General features: G+C 48.9%; 15 protein-coding genes and 1 pseudogene. All 16 read right to left on the bottom strand.

The window, feature by feature from the left end:
* Positions 1-4: 4 nt before the first annotated feature.
* The 16 genes and pseudogenes from EX31_RS01945 to tssH all read right to left on the bottom strand — a co-directional run bounded on the left by EX31_RS01945 (position 5) and on the right by tssH (position 21,351).
* Complete coding sequence (locus tag EX31_RS01945; RefSeq protein WP_037033242.1) at positions 5-2,509, bottom strand: type VI secretion system Vgr family protein; 2,505 nt, start codon at positions 2,507-2,509, stop codon at positions 5-7.
* Between the two features lie 25 nt (positions 2,510-2,534).
* On the bottom strand, positions 2,535-4,139 hold the full coding sequence (gene tssA, locus EX31_RS01940) for a type VI secretion system protein TssA (RefSeq protein WP_037033075.1): 1,605 nt from the start codon (positions 4,137-4,139) through the stop codon (positions 2,535-2,537).
* Positions 4,139-7,546, bottom strand: a complete 3,408-nt coding sequence (locus EX31_RS01935) for an ImcF-related family protein (RefSeq protein WP_037033074.1) — start codon at positions 7,544-7,546, stop codon at positions 4,139-4,141. The genes tssA and EX31_RS01935 overlap by 1 nt, the downstream gene beginning before the upstream one ends.
* The gene (locus tag EX31_RS01930; RefSeq protein ID WP_037033072.1) at positions 7,530-8,693 is read right to left on the bottom strand and encodes a hypothetical protein; all 1,164 of its coding nucleotides are present in this window, start codon (positions 8,691-8,693) and stop codon (positions 7,530-7,532) included. Before EX31_RS01930 ends, EX31_RS01935 begins: the two co-directional genes overlap by 17 nt.
* Positions 8,694-8,696: 3 nt before the next feature.
* The gene (locus EX31_RS25100) at positions 8,697-8,963 is read right to left on the bottom strand and encodes a PAAR domain-containing protein (RefSeq protein WP_072012254.1); all 267 of its coding nucleotides are present in this window, start codon (positions 8,961-8,963) and stop codon (positions 8,697-8,699) included.
* Positions 8,964-9,167: 204 nt separating this feature from the next.
* Positions 9,168-9,413 (bottom strand): hypothetical protein, encoded by a 246-nt coding sequence (locus EX31_RS25910; RefSeq protein WP_156106953.1) that lies wholly within the window; start codon positions 9,411-9,413, stop codon positions 9,168-9,170.
* Between the two features lie 296 nt (positions 9,414-9,709).
* On the bottom strand, positions 9,710-10,102 hold the full coding sequence (locus EX31_RS26260; protein ID WP_231576014.1) for a hypothetical protein: 393 nt from the start codon (positions 10,100-10,102) through the stop codon (positions 9,710-9,712).
* Between the two features lie 127 nt (positions 10,103-10,229).
* On the bottom strand, positions 10,230-10,988 hold the full coding sequence (locus EX31_RS01920) for a hypothetical protein (RefSeq protein WP_037033070.1): 759 nt from the start codon (positions 10,986-10,988) through the stop codon (positions 10,230-10,232).
* 134 nt (positions 10,989-11,122) lie between these two features.
* Positions 11,123-11,794, bottom strand: a complete 672-nt coding sequence (locus EX31_RS01915) for a hypothetical protein (RefSeq protein WP_231576013.1) — start codon at positions 11,792-11,794, stop codon at positions 11,123-11,125.
* Entirely contained in the window at positions 11,791-13,740 is a 1,950-nt protein-coding gene (locus EX31_RS01910) for a lipase family protein (RefSeq protein ID WP_037033068.1), read from the bottom strand. The genes EX31_RS01915 and EX31_RS01910 overlap by 4 nt, the downstream gene beginning before the upstream one ends.
* A 46-nt stretch (positions 13,741-13,786) precedes the next feature.
* Positions 13,787-14,209, bottom strand: coding sequence for a hypothetical protein (locus EX31_RS01905; protein WP_191996266.1), 423 nt, complete (start codon positions 14,207-14,209; stop codon positions 13,787-13,789).
* 2 nt (positions 14,210-14,211) lie between these two features.
* The gene (locus EX31_RS01900; protein WP_037033064.1) at positions 14,212-14,496 is read right to left on the bottom strand and encodes a hypothetical protein; all 285 of its coding nucleotides are present in this window, start codon (positions 14,494-14,496) and stop codon (positions 14,212-14,214) included.
* A gap of 51 nt (positions 14,497-14,547) precedes the next feature.
* Positions 14,548-17,094, bottom strand: a pseudogene (locus tag EX31_RS01895) (DUF2345 domain-containing protein).
* A gap of 73 nt (positions 17,095-17,167) precedes the next feature.
* Positions 17,168-17,512, bottom strand: coding sequence for a putative T6SS immunity periplasmic lipoprotein (locus EX31_RS01890; RefSeq protein WP_037033062.1), 345 nt, complete (start codon positions 17,510-17,512; stop codon positions 17,168-17,170).
* A complete protein-coding gene (locus EX31_RS01885; protein WP_037033061.1) occupies positions 17,509-18,054 on the bottom strand; it encodes a hypothetical protein in 546 nt (181 codons plus the stop codon). The genes EX31_RS01890 and EX31_RS01885 overlap by 4 nt, the downstream gene beginning before the upstream one ends.
* Positions 18,055-18,693: 639 nt before the next feature.
* Positions 18,694-21,351, bottom strand: coding sequence for a type VI secretion system ATPase TssH (tssH, locus tag EX31_RS01880; protein ID WP_037033060.1), 2,658 nt, complete (start codon positions 21,349-21,351; stop codon positions 18,694-18,696).
* Positions 21,352-21,398 lie beyond the last annotated feature (47 nt).

Below are 21,398 nucleotides of genomic sequence, written 5' to 3'. Positions count from 1 at the left end.
CGTTCTACCTGGTGCCCAGAATTTCTATATTCATTTTTTCGGGCGCATTGGTGTAAACCTTCATGGTCTTGCCGTTTTCATCAGAAATCCCTGTATAAATTGTGCCTTCAGCGGTGGTGATGCGGTATTCCGTTGAAGGAATGGTGTTTCCTTCTTCATCCTGTAAGGCGTAAACCGCACCGTAGCCTTTAGGGAACACCACTGGCGGGGTATTTAGGTTCGCCGGTTCCATCTTTTGCCAGTTGGCTGACTTAAACAGGATGTTTTGCGGATCGGCGATTTCGATATTGCCGTCACTGAGTTTGATGTAACCGCCACCGCAGGTCAGGATCAGCTCTTTGGCGGCGGTGATCGTGACGGTGCTTTCCGTGCTGGTCACGGTGATGTCGTTTTTGGCCAGCGCCGATAATTCGTCACCCTGCGCCTGAATGTCTACTTTCCCTTTCCCGGCGAAGAGTTTCATCCCGGATTTTTGGGCAAACAGGCTGACGCTTTCACCCGCTGCGGCAGTAAAGGACTTGCCGCTGCTGATGTCGGTATTGCTGCCGGACATTACGCCGACGCTCTGACTGCCGGAGGCAACGCGTACCGCAGACGGGCTGACGATACCAATGCCCTGCGGCGCGGACATCAGAATGCCCGCGGCTTTCAGTTTTTTCAGTGACGTATTGAGCGCTTCCTGGCTGTCGGTATCGCCCGGCGTGGCTTTGGCAATTTCCGCCACCTTCGCCAGACTGCGTGCCAGCGTCAGCGCCTGTTCAAGCTGCGCAATGGCATCGTCCATCTCCAGCTGCTTACCACTGGCTGCCGGTTGCTCGTCGGCGCTGATGAATATGCCTTTTCCGGCCCGAATGGCGCCCCATTCATCGGTGCGCAGTTCAAAACCTTCACCGCGTAACGCACGGCTGGCATCCACGTTATGCCCGAGGTTGAGCTGCGTCTTGCTGCCGTATTCCGTGCTGAGCTTGATATGTTCTTCGCCGCGTTTGTCTTCCATCCGCAGCTTATTGTTGGCCGGCGTGCGGATGACGTTACGGGTGTTGTTTTGCTCCGTGACGTGGTCCGTGTGGCGCGAATCATGCAGCGCGTGTGCGATATACGGCCTGTCCGGGTCACCGTCGTGGAAGGCAATCGCGACTTCCGTGCCCTGTATCAGCGGGAAGTGGATGCCGTACTCATCGCCTCCGTAAGGTTTGGCGAAGCGGACCGGCATGCTTTCCTGACCCTGCGCTTTATCATCCTGATCGGCGTCAAATCTGACCCGGTACAGCCCCGACACATCCTGCCAGGCGTAAATATCATTGGTTTTTGCGCTGGTGACGCGCGCCATCAGGGTGCCGCTGACCACGGGACGCGGCAGCAGAGCAGGGCGCCAGCACAAAGTTTCACTGTAAGGTGCTGCCATCAGCCGGACTTTCAGGGCATCTTTGCGGCTGCCGCTGAAGTGGGCGTGGATCAATACGACAGGAGATGTCAGCAATTCCGGCAGCGTTGAGGGGATCGCACTGTCGGTAATCGTCAGCACCTGCGCGGGTTGCAGCGTGGCATCGTTACTGAAAAAGGAAAGGGTCGTTTGTTGTGACAAAAAGCTTTCGTGGTCGAGGCGCGCCATAAAGTTGGCGGTTTCAGCCGCCGGATCGGTTTTGCCGCCGGTTTCCGGATGGCGCGGTTTATAGTGATACACCTCGCCGTAAGTGATGCCTTCGCCTGCTCCGCACGTCATGTCTGCTCTGGCAGACTGTAAAACCTGCTGCGCTTGCCGATGGTTATAATCTTTGCTGGAGACGCCTGCTTGCACCACGCTGTGCTGAATGTTCACTCCCCAGACAGAATCCGCACCGCTGTCGCTCATCCCGGACGGGCTGTTCAGCGGCAGGGTTTTACCGAACTGATAAGCGCTTTGCTTGTCGGCAAAATGGATGACTTCGGTCTGTGCATCGGGTTGCAGGGAGAAAAAATAAAAGATCCCCAGTTCTGAAAGCAGACGTTCAATAAAAGCCAGATCGCTTTCCTGATACTGGTTGATCTGCTCGCGTTTGGGGTAGGTCTGTTTCAGCGAAAACTCAAACTCCCATCCCTTCAGGCCATGTTCGGTCAGCACCTGTTCAATCACGTCAGGGACAGATTTGTTCACAAAGAATCGGTGGGTACGAAACTGCTTTGCGAGCAGTGCCAGAAAGGGCTCGAGCGTAATCTGATATTGCACCTGGTCAGCGGAGCCGGAGATGCGGCGGAAATCCGTGATCACGCCGTGAACGACTTTTTGTTCTGACAGAGTTGCCAGCGGGCCGGAGCTCATGGTGAACGTCGCTGGCTGGCGGAGAAGCTCGCCGGAATCGATATCTTTGGCCGTGCTGGTAAACGTCACGGTGTAGCGGTAAAGCTGGCTCATGGCCTCGCTGCCGGTGAAGCTTTCCACATCCAGTTCTGCCTGGCAGGACGGCACGCTCAGGCGGTAGCGGTTCAGGGTCGTTTTCGACAGCGACAGCAAGTCTTGTGCAATATCCATCATGCGGGTATTTCCTTATATTCCGTTAGCCACACAGCACCGCAGCGCGTGCAGGGTCAAGGGCGATGAGTCCGGCCAGCAGATATTCCATGTCACCGTGCAGGCGGGATTTATCGGTGTCTGCGCGGCTGGCTTTCATGCGCAGCAGTTTCAGGCGTCTGGCTTTCACTTCAAACAACAATTCTGGTTCCCACTGTGTGAGAGTGAGCGTCGAACCATTGTTGTCCAGTTCTCCCAGCAGATGCAGCGCCATGTCATTTTTGCCATATTGTTCGGCAACGCGCGCCATTAGCAGGCGTAAAAGCCATAGATGGCGCGGTGTGCGGGTGCCGGGACGGTTCTGAAGCCAGTTCAGCGCGGCTTCCACGCCGCCACTGTCAGCCTGAGCCAGCGCTTCCGGTTCCAGCTGCAGGATATCGTCATCACCCGCCGTTGTTGCTGATGCGTAAGGTTCATTGCCCCAATTGCCGGAGGACGTCATCACCTGCTGGTTAATCCAGTTGAGCGTGACCTCATCGGCGAATGGTGTGCCATCATCAAATGCCAGCCCTTCAAGACCGGGTAAACGAGTGAGTAATCCGTTCAGATCCTGCTTAATGATGTCAGCCCAGGTTTCATTGGGGGCGCCTGCTTTGACAAGCGCCTGATGGATGTACCATTGCAGATCCAGCCAGAGATGATTCACCCCCAGAGCAAACAGACTGTCGGTTTGCTCCAGCAGCTCCAGCCAGCTTTGCTGCAGATAAAGTCGCTTGAGCAGGGCGCGGTGTTCGGGTTTCGGCGGCGACAAACGGGTACGTCCGTCGGCAGCCAGCGGAGGCAATTCATGCAGAGTATCAAGCCGGATGCTTTTAATCAGATGATGACCTGAGAGCCAGCCGGATGGCTGATCACGCAGGTATTTCGCCAGCAGTTTTGCCTGGTCGAGCAGGTCGCGTCCTGAAGTCACCGGTTTAAGTGTCGGGGACTCAGCAGACGTGTTTGACGTGTGCCCGGTTGATGTTGCGCTGCTGTTCTGCGGGATTACCGCATCAAAACCACCGGACTGCGCAAGCCGGTTTTCCAGCGCACCATAAAGCACCCCAAACTGCGGACGAGTGGCGGGTTCCCAGGAATTTAATCCCTGTTCGATGAGCGACAGTGCACCGACGATGCGTGAAAAATCATTCTTGTCCACTTCCGGGAACAGCGACAGGCTGTCCAGGACACGTGAGGCTGCCAGCCACTCCAGCGCGGCTTTCCTGCTGGTGGACCGCAACGGATGCAGGGTTTCACCAAAGCGTGTAATTAGCCCGGCCAGCAAAGAAAGGCCGTCTGCCAGACCGGTTTCTCCGTCACGATGCAAACGTGCCCAGATGTAATAGGTCGCAACGCGGACATCTTTGCAGTGTGAGACAAGCAGATTTTCAGCCAGCTCGCAGGTCAGGGACGTATCCGCGCCGGACAGTTTGTTAACCTCTTCACGCATTTGCTGGAAGTTATCGTCATAGCCCGGATCTTCTCCGGCAGGCATGTCCGCCGTCACAGGCTGAAGCCAGTTATCCCAAAGCGAGGCTTGCTGTTGTGCCTGTTCCAGCAGAGACGCAGGTTCAGCAGAACACGCGTTCTGCAGTGTGATTAATGTGGCCATTACGGCTCCTCAGCGATAGCGTCGGGATCAAAAGGTTTTTCTGCAGGCGCAAGCGATGCAGCCTGAACCTGGAAAATCTGCACGGGGAGGGTGAAATCACGCAATCTCAATAAAGCCAGCGGTCCTTCACCGGCTTCGGTGCGCAGCGTGTAATTCAACAACCGGTTGTCCGGAGCTTTCCAGGTGATATTAAAGCTGCTGCTCACACCCTGATACGGCGTAACCGAGGCTTTATCGAGCAGGCGGATCAGCCCCCATGCGCCCGGCAGATCGGCAAACTGTCGTGTACCTGCTTGCGTGCTGATCCAGCTCAGGCTGGCGCCCGGCGCTTCGATATCATTCGGCCAGGTGAAACGTTTCCAGGCAGGAAGCTGGTTGTAATAGCTGAGTTTCTGGCTGTCGATCACCAGGTCTGTTTGCATCACATCTTTAGCCGTGCCCGGACGCAGCTCAAAATGCATCCCCGCTTCGCCATTGGTGAATACCACATCGGAAAGGTAACTCAGGGTATCCATCGCTTTGAGGAATGCAGGGCTGAAGGTCAGACCCTGTGCATTAATACTGTCCGGCACCCAGTGGCTGCCTTCTTTATGCAATACACCGTTCAGACGGGTTTGCAGGAAGCGTGCGATGCGACCGCTGTCACTGTTGAGGTAGCGGGCCATCAGCGGAAGTGATACTTCACTGCTGGTATTTTTTAACGGATAACGACCACCAAATGTGCTGTTCCAGTCATCGACAATCGCTGTCTGCCATTGTGCGTTCAGGCTCTCAGCAGCGGGGGTCAGCACCTGCTGCCATGCCTGCTCCATCGGCTGAACAAAAATTGTCTGCCCGAAGCCGCTCCATTCCTGACCCAGACTTGCCGCCACCAGACTGCCGTAATCGCGGGTTTCGGTTAGATCAACTGCTTTGCCCTGGAATACCGTTTGCGCCAGCGTCTGCGTCATTGCCTGCGGATCGGCGGCATTGACGACCTGCTGAAGTTTCAGGCGAACTTGTGTGACGCGGGTGAGGAAGGTTTGCAAACTGAGACTGGTGTTACTTTGACCACCTGCTTTATTGTCCATTAACGCGAGTATCGGGCTGAAAGTGGCATCCAGCGGGCCCCGTGCTCCGGCCTGCTGATCAATAGCGGGTTGTTCATCACGGTTTAAGAGATTTTTTGCTGATTTTACCAGCGAGTCAGAGAGCGCTTCTCCGCTCTGACCGGTTTTGCCTTGTATGCTCAGGGTGTTCATCAGCGCCACCAGCGGCGACTGACGTACGTCTGCCATCAGGGTCAGTTGATCGATAGCATCTGACAACGTTTGAGCCTGCTGCCAGTGCAGACTGTTCAGAAACTCAAGCCAGCTGGAGGAGAAGTCCGCGAAGTAACGTTCTTTGAGACGCGCCTGCAATGCTTCAGGTGAGCCCTGCTCTAACACAGCGGTTTTGCTATCACTGAGTACCCAGTCCATTTCTTCACGTCGGCCATTGACCACTTTCTCTATCGCCGGTTTGACAGATTCCTCCCAGGCCTTGCGGGTAAACATGCCCGGCACTACGGCATCCGTGGTAAATATTCTTTCTGCATCGGTATCACCCGCCATATCAGTCAGAGTCATATCCGCATACTGGTGGGCGACCTGTCGAAGCATTTTCTGATAAAGCGTCGATTCGCTGTTGCGTGCGCCCATCAGGCGAACCAGCAAAGTCCGGGTTTGACCGACCAGATTTTCATCAGGAGTGAGTTGCCAGTCGGAATGACGGGAAAGACTGCGTGCATAGAAATCCAGCAAGGCGGGACCTTCTCCCTGCCAGATACCATCCGGCACATTTTTACGCTGCGGCCAGTCGCTCAGCAACGTTTTGCTAAACCATTTAGCGTCCATTTTCTCAGGACGCGACAGCATAAGATAAAGTTTTAACTGGTCATAAGCAGACTTTACCAGCGCGTCACGACGCGGATCTGCCGGAGGAAGCCCGGCAAATGAATTGAGTCTATCCTCAAGGTGCCTGGCGGCGGCATCGCGCAGCATGGGAACCGCGCTGGCGGCATAATGTGGCCAAAGTGCAGCAAGCAGAGGGCTATTCTGATTCAGTCCAAATCGGCTATACCAGGGCGTATGCTGCTGGCGATACTCAAGCTGGTCGAGCGTGTTTTGCAGTTCGTGCTGAGCTTTGAGCCGCAGAGGAAGAGTCTGCTGCACGTCCGCCGCCTGTTTCACCTGTGCTTCGCTGGTATTAATCGTCTGGCGGTTAACCAGGAAGGACATGATCATTCCTGCGCCCCATAACACCATAATGCCAGCGGCAATTGTGCTGAATGTCTTACCCCACGCGAACCCTAGCTTTTTAGCCTTCAGTCCCGCCGGTAATGCGGGCAGTGAGCCGAGTAAAATGTCCCAGCGGTTATCTTTAGCCCAGTGATGTTTCACCGTGCGCTGAGCATTAACTGATGTCGGGCTGAACATGATGCCCGCAAGAGGAGCAGGGCGGTACGGGTTGAGTAATGCCGCAACGGGTTCAGTAATAACGGCCGGCGCCTGTGCCAGCTGCTCAGCAAGTTGCAACAGGAACTGATTGCGTGTGCTGGCGCTGATTTGCTGTGTGCCTTGCGCGATCAGCGTCGGTACCAGCGCGGTGAGCTGGGTATAGAGTTCATCAGGTTTACATGCAGCAGGCAGCAGGCAGCCGACGGGTTGCGTAATGCGATCTTTATTATCCCCCTCGGCCGGATGCAGCGACCATACATACAGCGGCAACCGCCATCCCAGCAAGTCAAAACGAACGGCAAAGGCTTTCGCGGCGCTGTCCATCATATCGGCAGAGAGAGACGTTTGAGTACTCTCCGCGGTGCGCTGAGCCAGCGCAGATGTCACCCAAATCACACCATCCAGCGAGCGGCGGCGAAGATTTCGCAGTGCATTCAGCCACGCGCTGTCTGGCTGGGCGGCCAGATCGCCACCCCATAATAATACTGTGCCACTGTCTTCCTGCCAGTATTGCGATGTCAGGCCTGGCGTCAGACGCTCAACGTCAGCAGCGCTGCCGGTGAGCAGCAGAATGCGGACTTTGCGGGGCCAGAAACGGCCGTAGGTCTGGCGCAGGGCTTCGCGCAGTTCAGTTACCGTGACGTGGCGTGGCGCAGTTTGTACCAGGCGCTCTTCGCTTCCCGGCAGTATGTTCTGCTGCTTTTCTTCTTCGCGATGCATGAGTTGTCGCACCAGTCGCAGCAGTGCAGGGCCAAAACGCAGCGCTGCACCGAGTACGCAGATCATAAGGAAGGCTCCGGCTTTTTTGCCCGAGGTATCGAGGCCGAAGAAATCACCGTGATGCCATATAGCCCATCCAATGAGGCTAAGCAAAGCCAATAGCAGAACCGTCAGGCCCCCAAAACGCCAGAGCCTACTTAATACGCTCATCCCCACTCCCTGATGCGATGGTGTAAACAAAATTTTCTGCTCCTGTTGTGGATAACGCTAACCAAGATTGTTGTCCGATATGAACAAAATCAGCCCCCAGCGCGAGGGTTAACCATGGGGAGAATGGCCCCTGAATGCCGCAATATGTTTCGATAGTCAGAATATTTTCGGCCTCCCATTGAGTACCCAGCGCATTTCCAATGGTGATAAGTGCGGCGGAGGACCCGGTCCATTTCTGGTGATCACCCAGGACGCGGGCAGTCCGGCAGGCCTGCGTTTGTGTCGTAAGAAGTAAAGTCAGCTCTTCGTTGAGATTACCCACATCCAGTGGCATAGGCCGCAGTACGCGGACGATGTGAGGTAAAGCATGTTCTTGCGCGACATCATCACTAGTGAACAACAATGCGGCCAGACCGTCGGAATAATGAGTATTCCCGTTCATCTGTATCACCAAAATCAACTGGACTGTAGATTCCGGTTGTCCGAGCCTTTCATCAAGTGAACGGAATGAAAGCTGATCGATGATATTCAGCGATGCAGGACGAAGGTTTTCAGGCGCACGGGTCTGCCAGCACTCATCAAACAGTGCGAATAACTTCTGCCTGCCTGATTCAGGTTCATCGGTTAATACCGTGACCTGAAGTGCTAACTCAGGGGGGAGTATCCGCAGGGCACTCTGAATACCTTCCAGCAACGTATTAATGACCGACTTGTTATCTTTCAAATAATCAATGTGGCGAACCAGCCCTTGCTGCTGTGGTAACCCTCTGAGGTTTTGCTTTAATAAGGCCGCTGAAATACTGTCCGGCAGCATGACGCAACTTGCTGAGAGCGCGATATAACGTTCGGCCCATGCGGTCCATTGTTGCTGAGCGTGTTCAGCCTCACGCTGGAAGAACTGGAAACGCTCCATTTCGCGGCCATAAAGATAACCACAGGTACTGAAAGTCAGTATCCAGAGCACTATGGGTATCAGCGCGAATAACCAGATATTTATGGCTTTCAGTGCACTGAATGTTCCTGATGCATGTAAAACAAATAACAACACACCGGCAATCACCGCCAGCACACCACTGATTAACCAGCCACCGGAAGAGGGAGGTGAGGGTTGTTCAGTCGTAAAGGGTTTTTGACGTTCCCAGCCCATGACTTATCCTATTGCGCAATCCGGTGCACCGGAGATGACCTGACAACCGCAAAGGCATTTGCAGCCATCCACTACAATGGCTTTACCGTCTGACGTCCATTCGGGTGAACCTTCGACAATGGGGTTAACACCGTGGAAGGGGACAGGGCAACTGACTTTGTCACCGATTAACGCGACAGGTTTTCCGTTTACAATCATGGTTGAAGAGGCTGAAATAACAGAGCCACCGTGTGTGGTTTTATCGCCGAGTAATACGAAGCCTTTTGGCATGAGAATTCCTTTTATTTAATGTTCAAATAACATTGATGAAACAACGTTAAAGGTACTTTAAAGTACCTTTAAATGTACGAATCTTAAATTTGGTTTAGATTTTTTTGTTGCCGGGAGAAGTTACGTAATTTCATTAATATTCTTGAGGTCTGTTTTTACGTAAAGTGTCCACGCCGGAGTTAATAAATAGAATACCCATGGATTCTACTTCTCATTTGGCTTTGCTTCACGGGAGCCATCAACTCTGTTTATGCTAATTTTCATGAATTTATGAGAAATATAAACTACTTCAAGTGGAAACGGTTTTGTAAAAGGTGATGGGTTTTGAACTTCCACATTAACCCATTGGGTGTCAGAGGGTGTTGATAATGTACGGTCGATTTCGCTAGCACAGACAGAGTTTGATAAAACTAACACGAAAAACATGAGAGTTATTGATTTTTTATCCACTATGTAATCCTTGTAGAACAGGATGTATCAATTATTTAATTTCAAAATCATTAATTTTTTCAAAGTTAGGGTTAATACTTCCATCGGAGATTACTGAACCGTCCGGGTAAACAAAACTATAAAAAACACCATGTTTATTTTCTTTTGGTGCAACCATTCTTGTTATTTTTTTTCTTTTAAAATCGGTTCATAGTGAACAATTATATTTTCAAGGATTTTTAAGTTCTTCAGAGATAAAAAATCTTTCTTTCCGAAAAGATTTAATGTTCTTTTCTTTGGGTTGATTTCTTCCTGTATTACGGGGAATTATAAGGGTGAAAAACTAATGTTCCCTGAAAAATCATCAAATTTCCCATTGCGAGCAGCAATATCATCAAAAGCGATCGTTGCTCCAACCGCTGTACCCGGTACCAAATCTTACCGAGATGTGTGGCATCGATATATTCAATGCCGAGATTAAACTCACTCAGTGTCCATTCGCATGATCCTCCACCCTTCACTGCCACTTTTGCATGCCAGTCATTAGTGTTCCCCTGTTGCAGGAGAGGGACTTTAATACCATTATAACTTGGCTTTGCTTCACGGGAGCCATCAACTCTGTTTATGCTAATTTTCATGCATTTATGAGAACTATAAACTACTTCAAGTGGAAACGGTTTTGTATAAGGTGACGGGTTTTGAACTTCCACATTAACCCATTGAGTGTCAGAGTGGGGTAATAAGGTACGGTCTGCTGTAACTGCACAGCCACTTTTTGGTAAAAAGTCAGAAGGACTAATGTTTTATTGTTCATTCTGGAGTCACTTAAGTTATCAATTATTCAACCTTCATTTTATCAACCAAGTTAAAATCAGGAAAAAGCGTTCTTTCAGGAGCAATGCTTCCATCGGGATAAACTATTTTTGCATGGGCGCCATCAATTTTTTTTTCAGGCTCGATAAATTTAACAATTTTACTTTCATCTACCTTGGGGTTAAATAAAATATTATTAGCATTGATTTCACGATAAGAAACAAAACTTTTTTTACCTAAGAGTGAAAGGGTTTTTATTTTTTCAGAAATATTTCTTTCTCTTATGTATGGGTAATATTTCTCTGAAATCCATATATCTCCCTGTACAGCGGTAAACTTCCCATTGCGAGAAGCATCATCATCAAAAGCAATGCTAGCACCCACGGCTGTGCCAGGTACCAGATCCTTTCCCAGATGAGTCGCATCAATATATTCTATCCCCAGATTTAGGGCACTCAACGTCCAGTTGCAGGATCCACCGCCGGTCATCGCAACCTTTGCCTTCCAGAGATCATTATCTCTTTGCTGCAGCGGGATTTTAATGACGTTATAGCTTGGTTCGGTAATGACAGAACCATCAACACCGCTTACTCTTTTTTTCAAACATTTATGAGAAATATATCTGACCTCAAGTGGAAACGGTTTTGTATAAGGTGACGGATTTTGAACTTCCACATTAACCCATTGAGTATCAGAGGGTGGTGATAATGTATGGTCGGTGTTGCTAACACAGCCGCAGTTTGATAAAACAAAAGTCATGAGAATTATTGATTTGTTATTCATTTTGTAATCCTTGTAAAACAGGATGTGTTAATTATTTGATTTCGGAATTATTAATTTTATCAAAGCTCGGATTAATACTACCATCGGAGATTACTGAACCGTCCGGGTATACAAAACTGTAAAAAACACCATGTTTATTTTCTTTTGGCGCAACCATTCTTGTTATTTTTTTTTTCGTTTAAAAGCGGTTTATATTGAATGTTTACATTCTCAGGGCTTTTTAAGCTTTTCAGAGATAAAAAATCTTTCTTCCCGAAGAGATTTAATGTTTTTTTATTTGGGTTGATTTCTTCCTGTATTACGGGGAAGTATAAGGGTGAAATACTAATGTTCCCTGAAAAATTATCAAATTTCCCATTGCGAGCAGCAATATCATCAAAAGCGAACGTTGCTCCAACCGCTGTACCTGGTACCAAATCTTTACCGAGATGTGTGGCATCAGTATATTCAATTCCGAGATTAAACTCACTCAATGTCCATTCACATGACCCTCCACCCTTCATTGCTACTTTTGCATGCCAGTCATTACTGTTCCCCTGTTGCAAGATAGGGACTTTAACACCATTGTAACTTGGCTTTTCTTCTCGGGAACCATCAACTCCGTTTATGCTAATTTTCATGCACTTATGAGAAATGTAAACGACCTCAAGTGGAAACGGTTTTGTATAGGGTGAAGGATTTTTGATTTCCACATTAACCCATTGTGTATCAGTCGGTGGTGATAATGTACGGTCAGCTTTGCTGGCGCAACCGCTGCTGAATAGCATTGGCAGAAGGATTATTAAAATCTTTAATCGGTCAATCATTGTTCAATCTCCTCTTCTCCGTAAAGGGAAAATCTTTGCATGATAATATTACCTTTTTCAGAACTTAGAGTTGGAGTAATTGACACTTTTAGTAATTCTTCAAGTTCCAAAAATAATCTATTTCTTTTTAACTCATTTTCAGGTATTTCAGTGAGGTTCTCATTTATTTGATTTTTAAAGGCTTCGATTCTATCTTGATGCTCGCTAAATGAATCCCCTAGACTTAATTCTTCCTGATAAATTAATTCAAGCAATTTATTGTTAATATATGGCATGTAAGAAGTCATGAAATGTTTAAATATATTAAGAGCTGTTCCCCTCGCAGGATTTGTACCTTTAGGGAAAAACTCCAGCAAGTCTTCTCTTGTCAATTTATTCTTAAACTCTTTTTGTTGTTCACCCGCAGCTAGCGCAGAGCCCTCCGCAAGACAGGGTGCCAGGTATAAGGTTACGCTGAGAGGCAATCGCTTACGAATGGTCATACAATTACGAGGATAGGGTAATGTTACTTTACACTCTTTCCATACCCTACTCTGTGTTGTATCCAGAAAGGCAACTGTATTTCCATGATGCCAGAAGCAGTCTCCCCACTCTTTAAGCTGATATGCACCTAATTCAAGAGTGGACCATACCCCTCCTAATACTACTCCCAATGGTCCCCATAAATTATAAAACCAGTTGTCCAGATTAGCTTCTGGTGGCAACGCTGGGACAGGATCAGTTTCGTTAACGTGTCGGTAATGTGTGATATCAGATAATTGACTCACAGCATCGCGAGTAAAAGTCCTTGGCATTCCGTAGGTGTATAAAATAGGCATTTGCGATTTTAAACTTGCCGCATGTATCAGGGCTAGTGCGCCTCCGAGACTATGACCACAAATATATAAGTATCTACCTTTTATAACTGTCTGCAATTTTTTAATTTCATTTTGAAACTTACGTTCAACTACGCTATATCCATCCCAAAAACCATAGTGCACCTTGCCTTTCGACACCAGCTCTGTGCACTGCAATTTGATATCACACGACTCAGATTCTACTGGGCGGAAAGAACCATCAGCAACCCCGTCCCAGAAACTGGCTGTACCACGCCACGCCACAATGACATTGTCATCATTGTATACATAAAAAAGCTGAGTATCTCCATCGGGTTCTGCTGCTTTTGTAGAATCCATATAGACAGGTGGAAAATACCTTTTGCTAAATGAAACATCTTTGACTAAGGCGTTAGTTGAATAATCGCCCTTATGTAATTGTGGTAATCTGGATAATTTTTGACACTGATTAATAAAAAAATGGCTAATAGAGGCTTCGTCAATACTACTATCATCCGCATAGGCCAGTGACGCTGCGACCCCTAAATTAATGGCATTCGCCATCGAATAGTCTTTCTGATGATGCAAAACCAGTTCCCAGGCTCTGAAGGGACAAATCTCAATGACATGCCGTTGTTCAAGCTCATTGGTTCTTATTTTAAAACCTTTAAATGATTTATCTGCAGGGAAATGGAATGGAGGTGGAAAAGGCTCACCTTCTCGCTGTTCAATATCCGGAACCGTCCGGCATAATTCACCAATAACCGCATAATGCCAGATATGCCCGTTTTCTTCAGCATCATTGCGCACGGTAGAATCATTGAGTTCGCGACTAACCCGCAGTGAGCGTTGTTCCATTTCTTTAGCCAGCGGTTGGGCATCGATAAATAATCGTAGTTCGCTGCCATAGCGAGGCTCTATTCTTATCAGGCCAGTTGCATCGCTGGTCCCTTTGAGTTCTTTCTCATAACCTCCTGGCGTTGCGCTGTTTTCTGCCTGCCATGGCATATTGGCGACGGCCTTCCCTTCTTCATCGACCAATTGTATTTCAACCCAATAGGGTTTCTGCTTACCAGTGTATGCATCCTGGTTTTGAGGAGACGCTGAAGTGTATGCTTGTTGCGTTGCCATAGATTTTTTCACTCCCTGTTTTGTTATCGTTATTTCCGTTTAATTCTTAAACGCTTTTTTGTGCAATTTTTAATGAATACACCTTTATTATTTCTGAAACAATGACTGCTAAAATCAAAACTAGCGCACTACTAATGCTGAGGCTTTTGAATAGCCAGGGAAGAAAAGACAACGATGGCGTGAGCAATAACAGGCGGAAAGGGGTTTGCAGATAAATAAAAAAATTAACCCTTTTCCATTTCTTAACTAGAAGAATAAAGGAGAATATAATAGAAATGTTAAGAAGAAGGGATGTGGAAAATATGATAACCGATGAAACGCCATGCTCAGGATAAATTTTACTAAAGGAAAGGATGTCATCTATAAGTGGAATTCTTCCTTGTAGTATATTCAGCCAGACAAATCTCACGATGTATAAAAAATCCATTGCTGCCCAGAACAAGTAGATGTTGTTAAATTTATTTTTCATTTTTATTTGCCCTTGCTTTCATAGATATCATTAGCCATTATCGGCTGCCAGTGCCAGGATTTCCCTTCAGGTGCCCAGTTATCATCACCCCCAAGGAAGGTCTGAGTGACGATCTTTTGTTTACCGTATTTGTAAACAGCCGATTTTTCGATTAACTCTTCTGCAGCATCTGTGGGCATAGGTTTCCATTCCAGGACCATGTCCCTTTTAGTATTCATATAGTCCTTCCCATCAGAACCAAACACTCTTCCTTCATCTCCCATAGACGTCAGGCGATTACCAAGCATAAGACCTGCATTTTTTAAGGCGTGGTAGTCATAGCTTACTTTAACCCAATGTCAGGGACCTTCTGTGGGGATTTCATCAGGAAAACTTACCTGGATACTTGTAGGGGCAACTGAATTTATATCAGCCGTCTTTCCTGCTGCGTCTGAAAATCCTTCAAATATTTCACCTTCACCTGTTGTAATTTTATACTTTGTGAAAGGCTTTATTTCGCCTGATTCAGGGTCCTTTAGAGTAAATCCTCCACTATAACCCTTTGGAAATACAAGCTTAGGAGAGTCGAGGCTGGCAGCGCCCATTTTCTGTACATTAGCGGCTTTCAAAAGAATATTACCCGGCGCACCCAGCTCGATATTGCCCCCGCTGATCTTGATGTAGGCACCCGCGCAGTTAAGTATCAATTCCTGGCTGGCATTCACCGTCACTTTGCCTTCTGTGCTGGTGATAGTCACATCTTTTTGAGCTGAGGCAGCGAGTGCATCCGCCTGTGCCTGAATATCGACTTTGCCATTTCCAGCAAAAAGCTGCATTCCTGCACTCTGCGCAAATAGGCTTACGGAATCCCGGGCTGAAACTGTGAAGGACTTACCGCTGCTTATATCCGTGTTTCCGCCCGACATCACGGCAACGCTTTCATTCCCTGATGCCACACCTATGGCTTTTGGACTCACCAGGCCAATACCGTCCGGCGCTGATACGACAATACCCGGAGCTTTCATCTTGCTGAGCGACTTATTTAGTGCCTGCTGGCTATCTGTATCACCAGGTGTTGCCTTTGCGGTTTGTGCCGCCTTCGACATGCTCCGGGCCAGTGTGAGGGCCTGTACAAGCTGGGCTATTGCATCGTCCATTTCCAGCATTTGGCCGCTGGCTCCAGGCTGGGTATCAGCAGTGATAAATAAACCCTTCCCGCCGCGTATCGCCCCCCATTTATCGGTTCTCAGCTCAAACCCTTCACCGCGCTGTGCTTTGTTAGCATCGACGTTATGCCCAAGGTTCAGCTGGGTTTTACCGCCGTATTCGGTGCTGAGTTTAATATGCTCTTCGCCACGTTTATCTTCCATACGCAGCTTGTTGTTCGCCGGGGTGCGGATAACGTTGCGGGTATTATTGGCTTCTGTCACATGGTCGGTGTGGCGCGAATCGTGCAGGGCATGGGCGATATAAGGGCGGTCGGGGTCACCGTCATGAAACGCGATCGCCACTTCGGTGCCCTGGATCAGCGGGAAGTGAATACCATACACATCGCCACCGTAAGGTTTGGCGAGGCGGACAGGCATGCTTTCCTGGCCCTGTGCTTTATCATCCTGATCGGCATCGAATTTAACACGGTATAAACCGGACGCATCCTGCCAGGCGTAGATATCGTTGGTTTTCGCGCTGGTGACGCGTGCCATCATCGTGCCGCTGACTTTTGGGCGCGGCTTAAGAGCAGGGCGTCAGCACAGGGTTTCGCTGTAAGGGACTGCGCTAAACCCTACATGCAGTGGCGTAGAGCGACTGGCCGAAAACCGTAATCCAGTGATGACGACCGGTGTTTGCCATACAGAAGGAAGTGAAGATGGAATATCGCTATCCATCACAGTCAGAACCTCTAACAAACGCAGTGAAGCATCTGTACTGCTCCCCTGTAATTGAGTTTGTGCAGCCAAAAATCTTTCATGTTCAAGGCGTGCCCAGAAATTACCACTTTCTGGTGCTGGCGTCGTTGCATCTCCACGTGTTAAGTGACGGGGCTGGTACTGGTACACGTCGCCATACGTTATTCCATCCCCATCTCCTCTGGTCATATCCGCTCGAGAAGAAAGCAGAGAAAGTTGAGCCTCACGGTGGTTGTAATCTTTAGCTTGCACTGAGGATTCAACTACTTGATGTCGCTGGGACAGCCCCCAAACAGACTCGACGCCGTTATCGTTCATTCCTGCCGGATTACCCAGCGGAAGTGTTTTACCAAACACATAACAGCTTTGCTTATCTCCCAGAATAAGTACTTCGGTCTGTGTGTCTTGCTGTAATGCAAAAGTATAGAAAATTCCTACTTCAGACATCAGGCGCTCGATAAAATCTCTGTCGCTTTCTCCGATTTGGTTGATTTGTTCACGTATCGGATAACTCTGCTTTAGCTTGAACTCAAATTCCCAGCCTTTAAAATTGTGCTCACATAATATTTGCTCTATGACTTCTGGAATTGATTTATTGAGAAAAAAGCGATGAGTGCGTTTTTGCTTATCTAATAATGCAAAAAAAGGTTCAACAGTTATTTGATAATGTGCTTCATCAGCGGAACCTGACACTCGAGTGAAATTTGTTACTACCCCGTGGACTACTTTTTGAACTTGGGCTGCCGACAGACCTGGCATCAGTGCACCCGCTGTTTGCATTATCAATGTAGTGCTGCGGTTAAGCATTGCTTGCTGGCTAATGTCCTGGTTGGTACTAGTAAAGTCTATTTTATAGCGATATCCTGAGCTTACGAATTCTTGACCAGAAAAAGACTCAACATCCAGGCATGCTTCGCAACCCTGAACATCAAGATGGTAACGATTGAGACTTATGGAAACGGTTTTTTTTGCATCGGATAATGTGTCGGTAATATTCATTGTGCTTCCTCCTGCACTGTATTTATCCGGAAGCAGAAAGATGAGCTCCGGTAATATGCATTCCTTTAAATAGTTAATATTTATAAATTAATCTGGCTGCGTATACTTTTCTTTCCCCAGCGTTAATTTTCACAACGGAGAAACTGACATTATATTCAATGCCACTAATGAATTTATACCCCATCAAAGGCAGGCATCTATTTTTTGCATGTTGTTGACCAGGAATGTTGGCCTTGAATTCTACTTTCTCGCCTGATTTTTGTATTTTCATCTTCTCGTAAATAAAATCACTGTTTATTCCAGGGGCAAGCAAGCAGACTTCTTGCCCGGATTGTCTAACCTCAGCAGGATCCCAGGGGATTTTGTCACCCAAACACCCAGTTAGTAAAAAAACACAGATGATAATTATTTTTTTCATAAAGCCTCCGGGGAGGGGAAAGAACCTAATATATTTTCATACATACGTAAAAGGTCACCTTCTGCATAATAACTATCTTTATTTATGAAATTGTTTCCCCAGAGATCTTGCCAGACGCTGTATCCGAATTCCCGAAGTATAAAGTAGTCTGATACGATGGATGCTTGTTGCTCCATTGAGTAGTCTGAAAGCCGGTGTTTAACCAAATTATAATGATAATCGGCAGCCCAACTGAATAATCCACATATCTTAACCATCATGCCATGTTGGTACTGCCAGACATGACATAATTCATGAAGATAAACATGTTTGCTGTCTATACTTACATTTTTGGCTGAAAAATCAGGTAAGTAATAACCTTCGCGAAAATAGATTTCACCATTTGGTGTCATCGCCACGTTTTTTGACTGTAAACCGAAAGGAAGATAGCTGTCACAATGGATCCAAACGCTTGAGTAATTTATTTGGTTGCTGTATAAGCTCTGAGCTAATGCGATTTCTCCTGGTGTCATTATCCTAAGCTTTCCCTCTCCTTCCGACATAGGTATCTCCTTAATAGAAATTAAAATCGTATGTACTTATCTAAACCTAGCGTCATGCCAATTCCCGTAACGAGTCGGGGAATAATTATGAGGAAGAAGTTTTTTATATTCACTTTCACTCGATTCAAAAGTGTTACTCATGTATTAACGGTAATCTAATTTAATGACTATTTTTATGATTGTCTTGGGATTCAATAAAACATGAGTTTTTCATGTGTGGTTAGTAGTAATTATCCCACCTTTGGTGAAGGTTGGGGAATGCATATCAGTAGATTAAATATCCAATGGTAATTAATAAAATAGAACATTCACCCCAGAAAAACTATATTCGCCATCGGAAATAAAGAAAATCATGCACAAAGAATCGCGCCGGCAATAACCATTGTTGAACCTATCGCGCCGGCAATTTTATAAATAAAAGTGACTACAATTCTTATTATGTTCATAATGCCTAAATAACAAAAGTTACGGGCAGCGAAGTAAAATCTTTTCCAACAGCACCCCAAAATCCATCGCTATCTACATTGATAGCATCAAGCATGTCGCGTGCAATCTCTTTTGCACCTTCCATAATGATTTTCCCCATTGAGATCTGGAAACTATTTTACGCCGGATTACCCGGCGCTCCATTACCGATCTTTATTCTGCGGCAGCATCGTCAAATTCCAGCGTGATCCCTTCGTCCTCATCCCAGCCCAGTGCCAGCGCCGTGGTGCGTTGTTGCGCTGCCATGCGTTGCAACAGTTGCTGGCTCAGTACCGGCAGGATTTGCTGATTGAGCAGGCTGTCGATGTTGCGCGCACCGGTATCCGGCAGCAGGCAGGCAGCGACCAGCGTGTCGTACAGACTTTCTTCGATGGAGCAGGTCAGGCCATAGTGCTTGTTCAGACGTTTGGCGACTTGTGCCAGTTTCATCTCAACGATAGTGCGCAGTGCGACGACGTTCAGCGGACGATAAATCAGTGTCTGGAAGCGGGCGAGCAGGGCGGGCTGGAAATGATCGCGCAGGATCGGGCGCAGCAGTTCCTGTAAATCGCTGTCAGTGGTTTCCGGCTGTTCATCCAGCAGTTGCATCAGGTGGTCGCTGCCGAGATTGGCGGTCATCAGGATCACGGTATTGCGGAAGTCGATTTCACGTCCTTCACCGTCGCGCATAAAGCCGCGGTCGAAAACCTGATAGAACAGGTTGATGACATCACGGTGGGCTTTTTCCACTTCATCGAGCAGGACGACGCTGTACGGACGTTTACGCACGGCTTCGGTGAGAATACCGCCCTGACCGTAACCGACATAACCCGGAGGTGAACCTTTCAGTTGGGATACGGTATGCGCTTCCTGATACTCGCTGAGGTTGATGGTAATGAGGGATTTCTCACCGCCGAACAGGCAGTCCGCGAGGGAAAGTGCAGTCTCCGTTTTACCAACGCCGCTCGGGCCGACCAGCAGGAAGACGCCCAGCGGGCCATTCTCAGACGTCAGGCCGGTTTTGGCAGCGCGCAGACGTTGTGCCATGTCGGTCAGGGCATGATCCTGTCCGACGACCCGTTTGTTCAGGTGGTTTTCCAGTTGCAGTAAATCGGTCTGCTCATCTTTCAGCAGGCTGGTGAGCGGCACGCCGGTCCAGTCAGCAATCACCGTGGCGACGGTACGGACATCCACGTCAAGAGACAGCAGCGGGGCGCTGCCCTGCAACTGGGCCAGTTCTTGCTGCAGCGCGTGAATATCTTCCTGACGGCTGATGTCCTGACGGATTTCCAGCAGCTTATGCGTCAGGGCTTTCTCTGCATGGTACTGTGTATCCAGCGTGGTGAGTTGCTCGCCTAAGCTGTCGGTCTGACGTTCAATCTGTTCCAGCCGGTCGCCATGAGTTTTGTTGCCCAGCGCGATGTCTTCCAGCAGTGCCTGCTCTTCCATTTCCAGCGCGGTGATTTGCGCCTTCAGACGGGTCAGATCTTCCGGCAGCGTATCCAGACTCATGCGTACACGGGCAGAAGCGGTATCTAACAGGTCGACGGCTTTGTCCGGCAACTGACGACCGGTGATATAACGGCGCGAAAGGCTGACGGCGGCTTTTACCGCTTCGTCGGTGATGTGTACGCCGTGGTGTTGTGCGTAACGGGATTTCAGACCGCGTAACATCAGGCACGCCATCTCGTCGTCCGGCTCATCGACCTTAACGATCTGGAAGCGGCGTTCAAGGGCGGCATCGCGCTCAAAATATTGTTTGTACTCGCTCCATGTTGTCGCAGCAATGGTGCGCAGTTCGCCACGGGCCAGGGCCGGTTTCAGCAGGTTAGCGGCGTCCGCGCCACCGGCCTGATTGCCCGCGCCAATAATAGTGTGCGCCTCGTCGATGAACAGCAGCACCGGCGTCGGCGATTGCTGTACGGCATCGATAACATTTTTCAGACGCTGCTCAAACTCACCTTTCACACCGGCACCGGCCTGCAACAGACCGAGGTCTAAGGTGCGCAGGCTGACAGTTTTCAGGCTGTCCGGCACGTTGCCTTCACTGATGCGCAGTGCAAGACCTTCCACCAGCGCGGTTTTACCGACGCCCGGTTCACCGACCAGAATCGGGTTGTTTTTACGACGACGGGAGAGAATATCCACCATCTGACGGATCTCGTTATCGCGGCCAAACACCGGATCAATCTGCCCGGCTTTAGCTTTGGCGGTGACGTCCAGTGTGAATTTATCGAGCGCGGCCTGCAACGCTTCGCTTAACGACTGGCCGGTAACACCAGACTCTGCTTTTTGTGTCGCTGAGCTTTCAGAAAGCGCGGAAGGCGTGCGGCTAAGGCTTTCCTGTTGTTGCAACTCCGGGCGCTCTTCGGACAAGGCATCCAGCACTGGCTTGAGGCGACGGATATGTTCTTCGCTCAGGCTGAACAGCGGCCATAACCCTTCGCAGCGCAGCAGACGCGGTTGCGCCATCAGCGCTTCGAGCAAATTGACACTGCGGATGCTCTGGTTGTCATCCTGCAGTGATGCCGCCAGCCAGCCCGCTTTCATCAGCGATTGTAAATCCTGAGAAAGTTGAGGACGCGAATGTACTGAACGCGGCAGGGCATCCAGATGTGCCAGCAGGCTTTGCCACAGCGCATCCATATCCCATTCGTAGCGGCGGGCCAGCACGGTGATGTCGCCTTCGCCCAGTTCCAGCAGTTTGAGCAGCCAGTGCTCAACGGTAATTTCATTGTGGGCGCGGGTCTGGCAGAGCGTCGCGGCGGCTTCCAGCGCTTTCGCGCAGTACGGATTTAAGCGGCGAAGTAAGACAGCTGACTGATGTTCCATGCTAAATTCCTTTTTTAGGTACGCTACCGCCCTTAGCCTTTTCCGTT

The organism is Rahnella sp. WP5 (assembly GCF_000745615.1).
Lineage (GTDB): Bacteria > Pseudomonadota > Gammaproteobacteria > Enterobacterales > Enterobacteriaceae > Rahnella > Rahnella aceris.
Note: the sequence above shows the minus strand (reverse complement) of the source record. Positions and strands in the feature narration are given on the sequence as shown.

Bases quoted from the DNA above. Each gene is read 5' to 3' on its own strand.
- EX31_RS01900 (WP_037033064.1), bottom strand. From the start codon at position 14,496: ATGCTTGGTAATCGCCTGACGTCTATGGGAGATGAAGGAAGAGTGTTT.
- tssH (WP_037033060.1), bottom strand. From the start codon at position 21,351: ATGGAACATCAGTCAGCTGTCTTACTTCGCCGCTTAAATCCGTACTGC.
- EX31_RS01890 (WP_037033062.1), bottom strand. From the start codon at position 17,512: ATGAAAAAAATAATTATCATCTGTGTTTTTTTACTAACTGGGTGTTTG.
- EX31_RS01905 (WP_191996266.1), bottom strand. From the start codon at position 14,209: ATGAAAAATAAATTTAACAACATCTACTTGTTCTGGGCAGCAATGGAT.
- EX31_RS01935 (WP_037033074.1), bottom strand. From the start codon at position 7,546: ATGAGCGTATTAAGTAGGCTCTGGCGTTTTGGGGGCCTGACGGTTCTG.
- EX31_RS01885 (WP_037033061.1), bottom strand. From the start codon at position 18,054: ATGTCGGAAGGAGAGGGAAAGCTTAGGATAATGACACCAGGAGAAATC.
- EX31_RS01930 (WP_037033072.1), bottom strand. From the start codon at position 8,693: ATGGGCTGGGAACGTCAAAAACCCTTTACGACTGAACAACCCTCACCT.
- EX31_RS25100 (WP_072012254.1), bottom strand. From the start codon at position 8,963: ATGCCAAAAGGCTTCGTATTACTCGGCGATAAAACCACACACGGTGGC.
- EX31_RS01910 (WP_037033068.1), bottom strand. From the start codon at position 13,740: ATGGCAACGCAACAAGCATACACTTCAGCGTCTCCTCAAAACCAGGAT.
- EX31_RS01915 (WP_231576013.1), bottom strand. From the start codon at position 11,794: ATGATTGACCGATTAAAGATTTTAATAATCCTTCTGCCAATGCTATTC.
- EX31_RS01945 (WP_037033242.1), bottom strand. From the start codon at position 2,509: ATGGATATTGCACAAGACTTGCTGTCGCTGTCGAAAACGACCCTGAAC.
- EX31_RS01920 (WP_037033070.1), bottom strand. From the start codon at position 10,988: ATGAATAACAAATCAATAATTCTCATGACTTTTGTTTTATCAAACTGC.
- tssA (WP_037033075.1), bottom strand. From the start codon at position 4,139: ATGGCCACATTAATCACACTGCAGAACGCGTGTTCTGCTGAACCTGCG.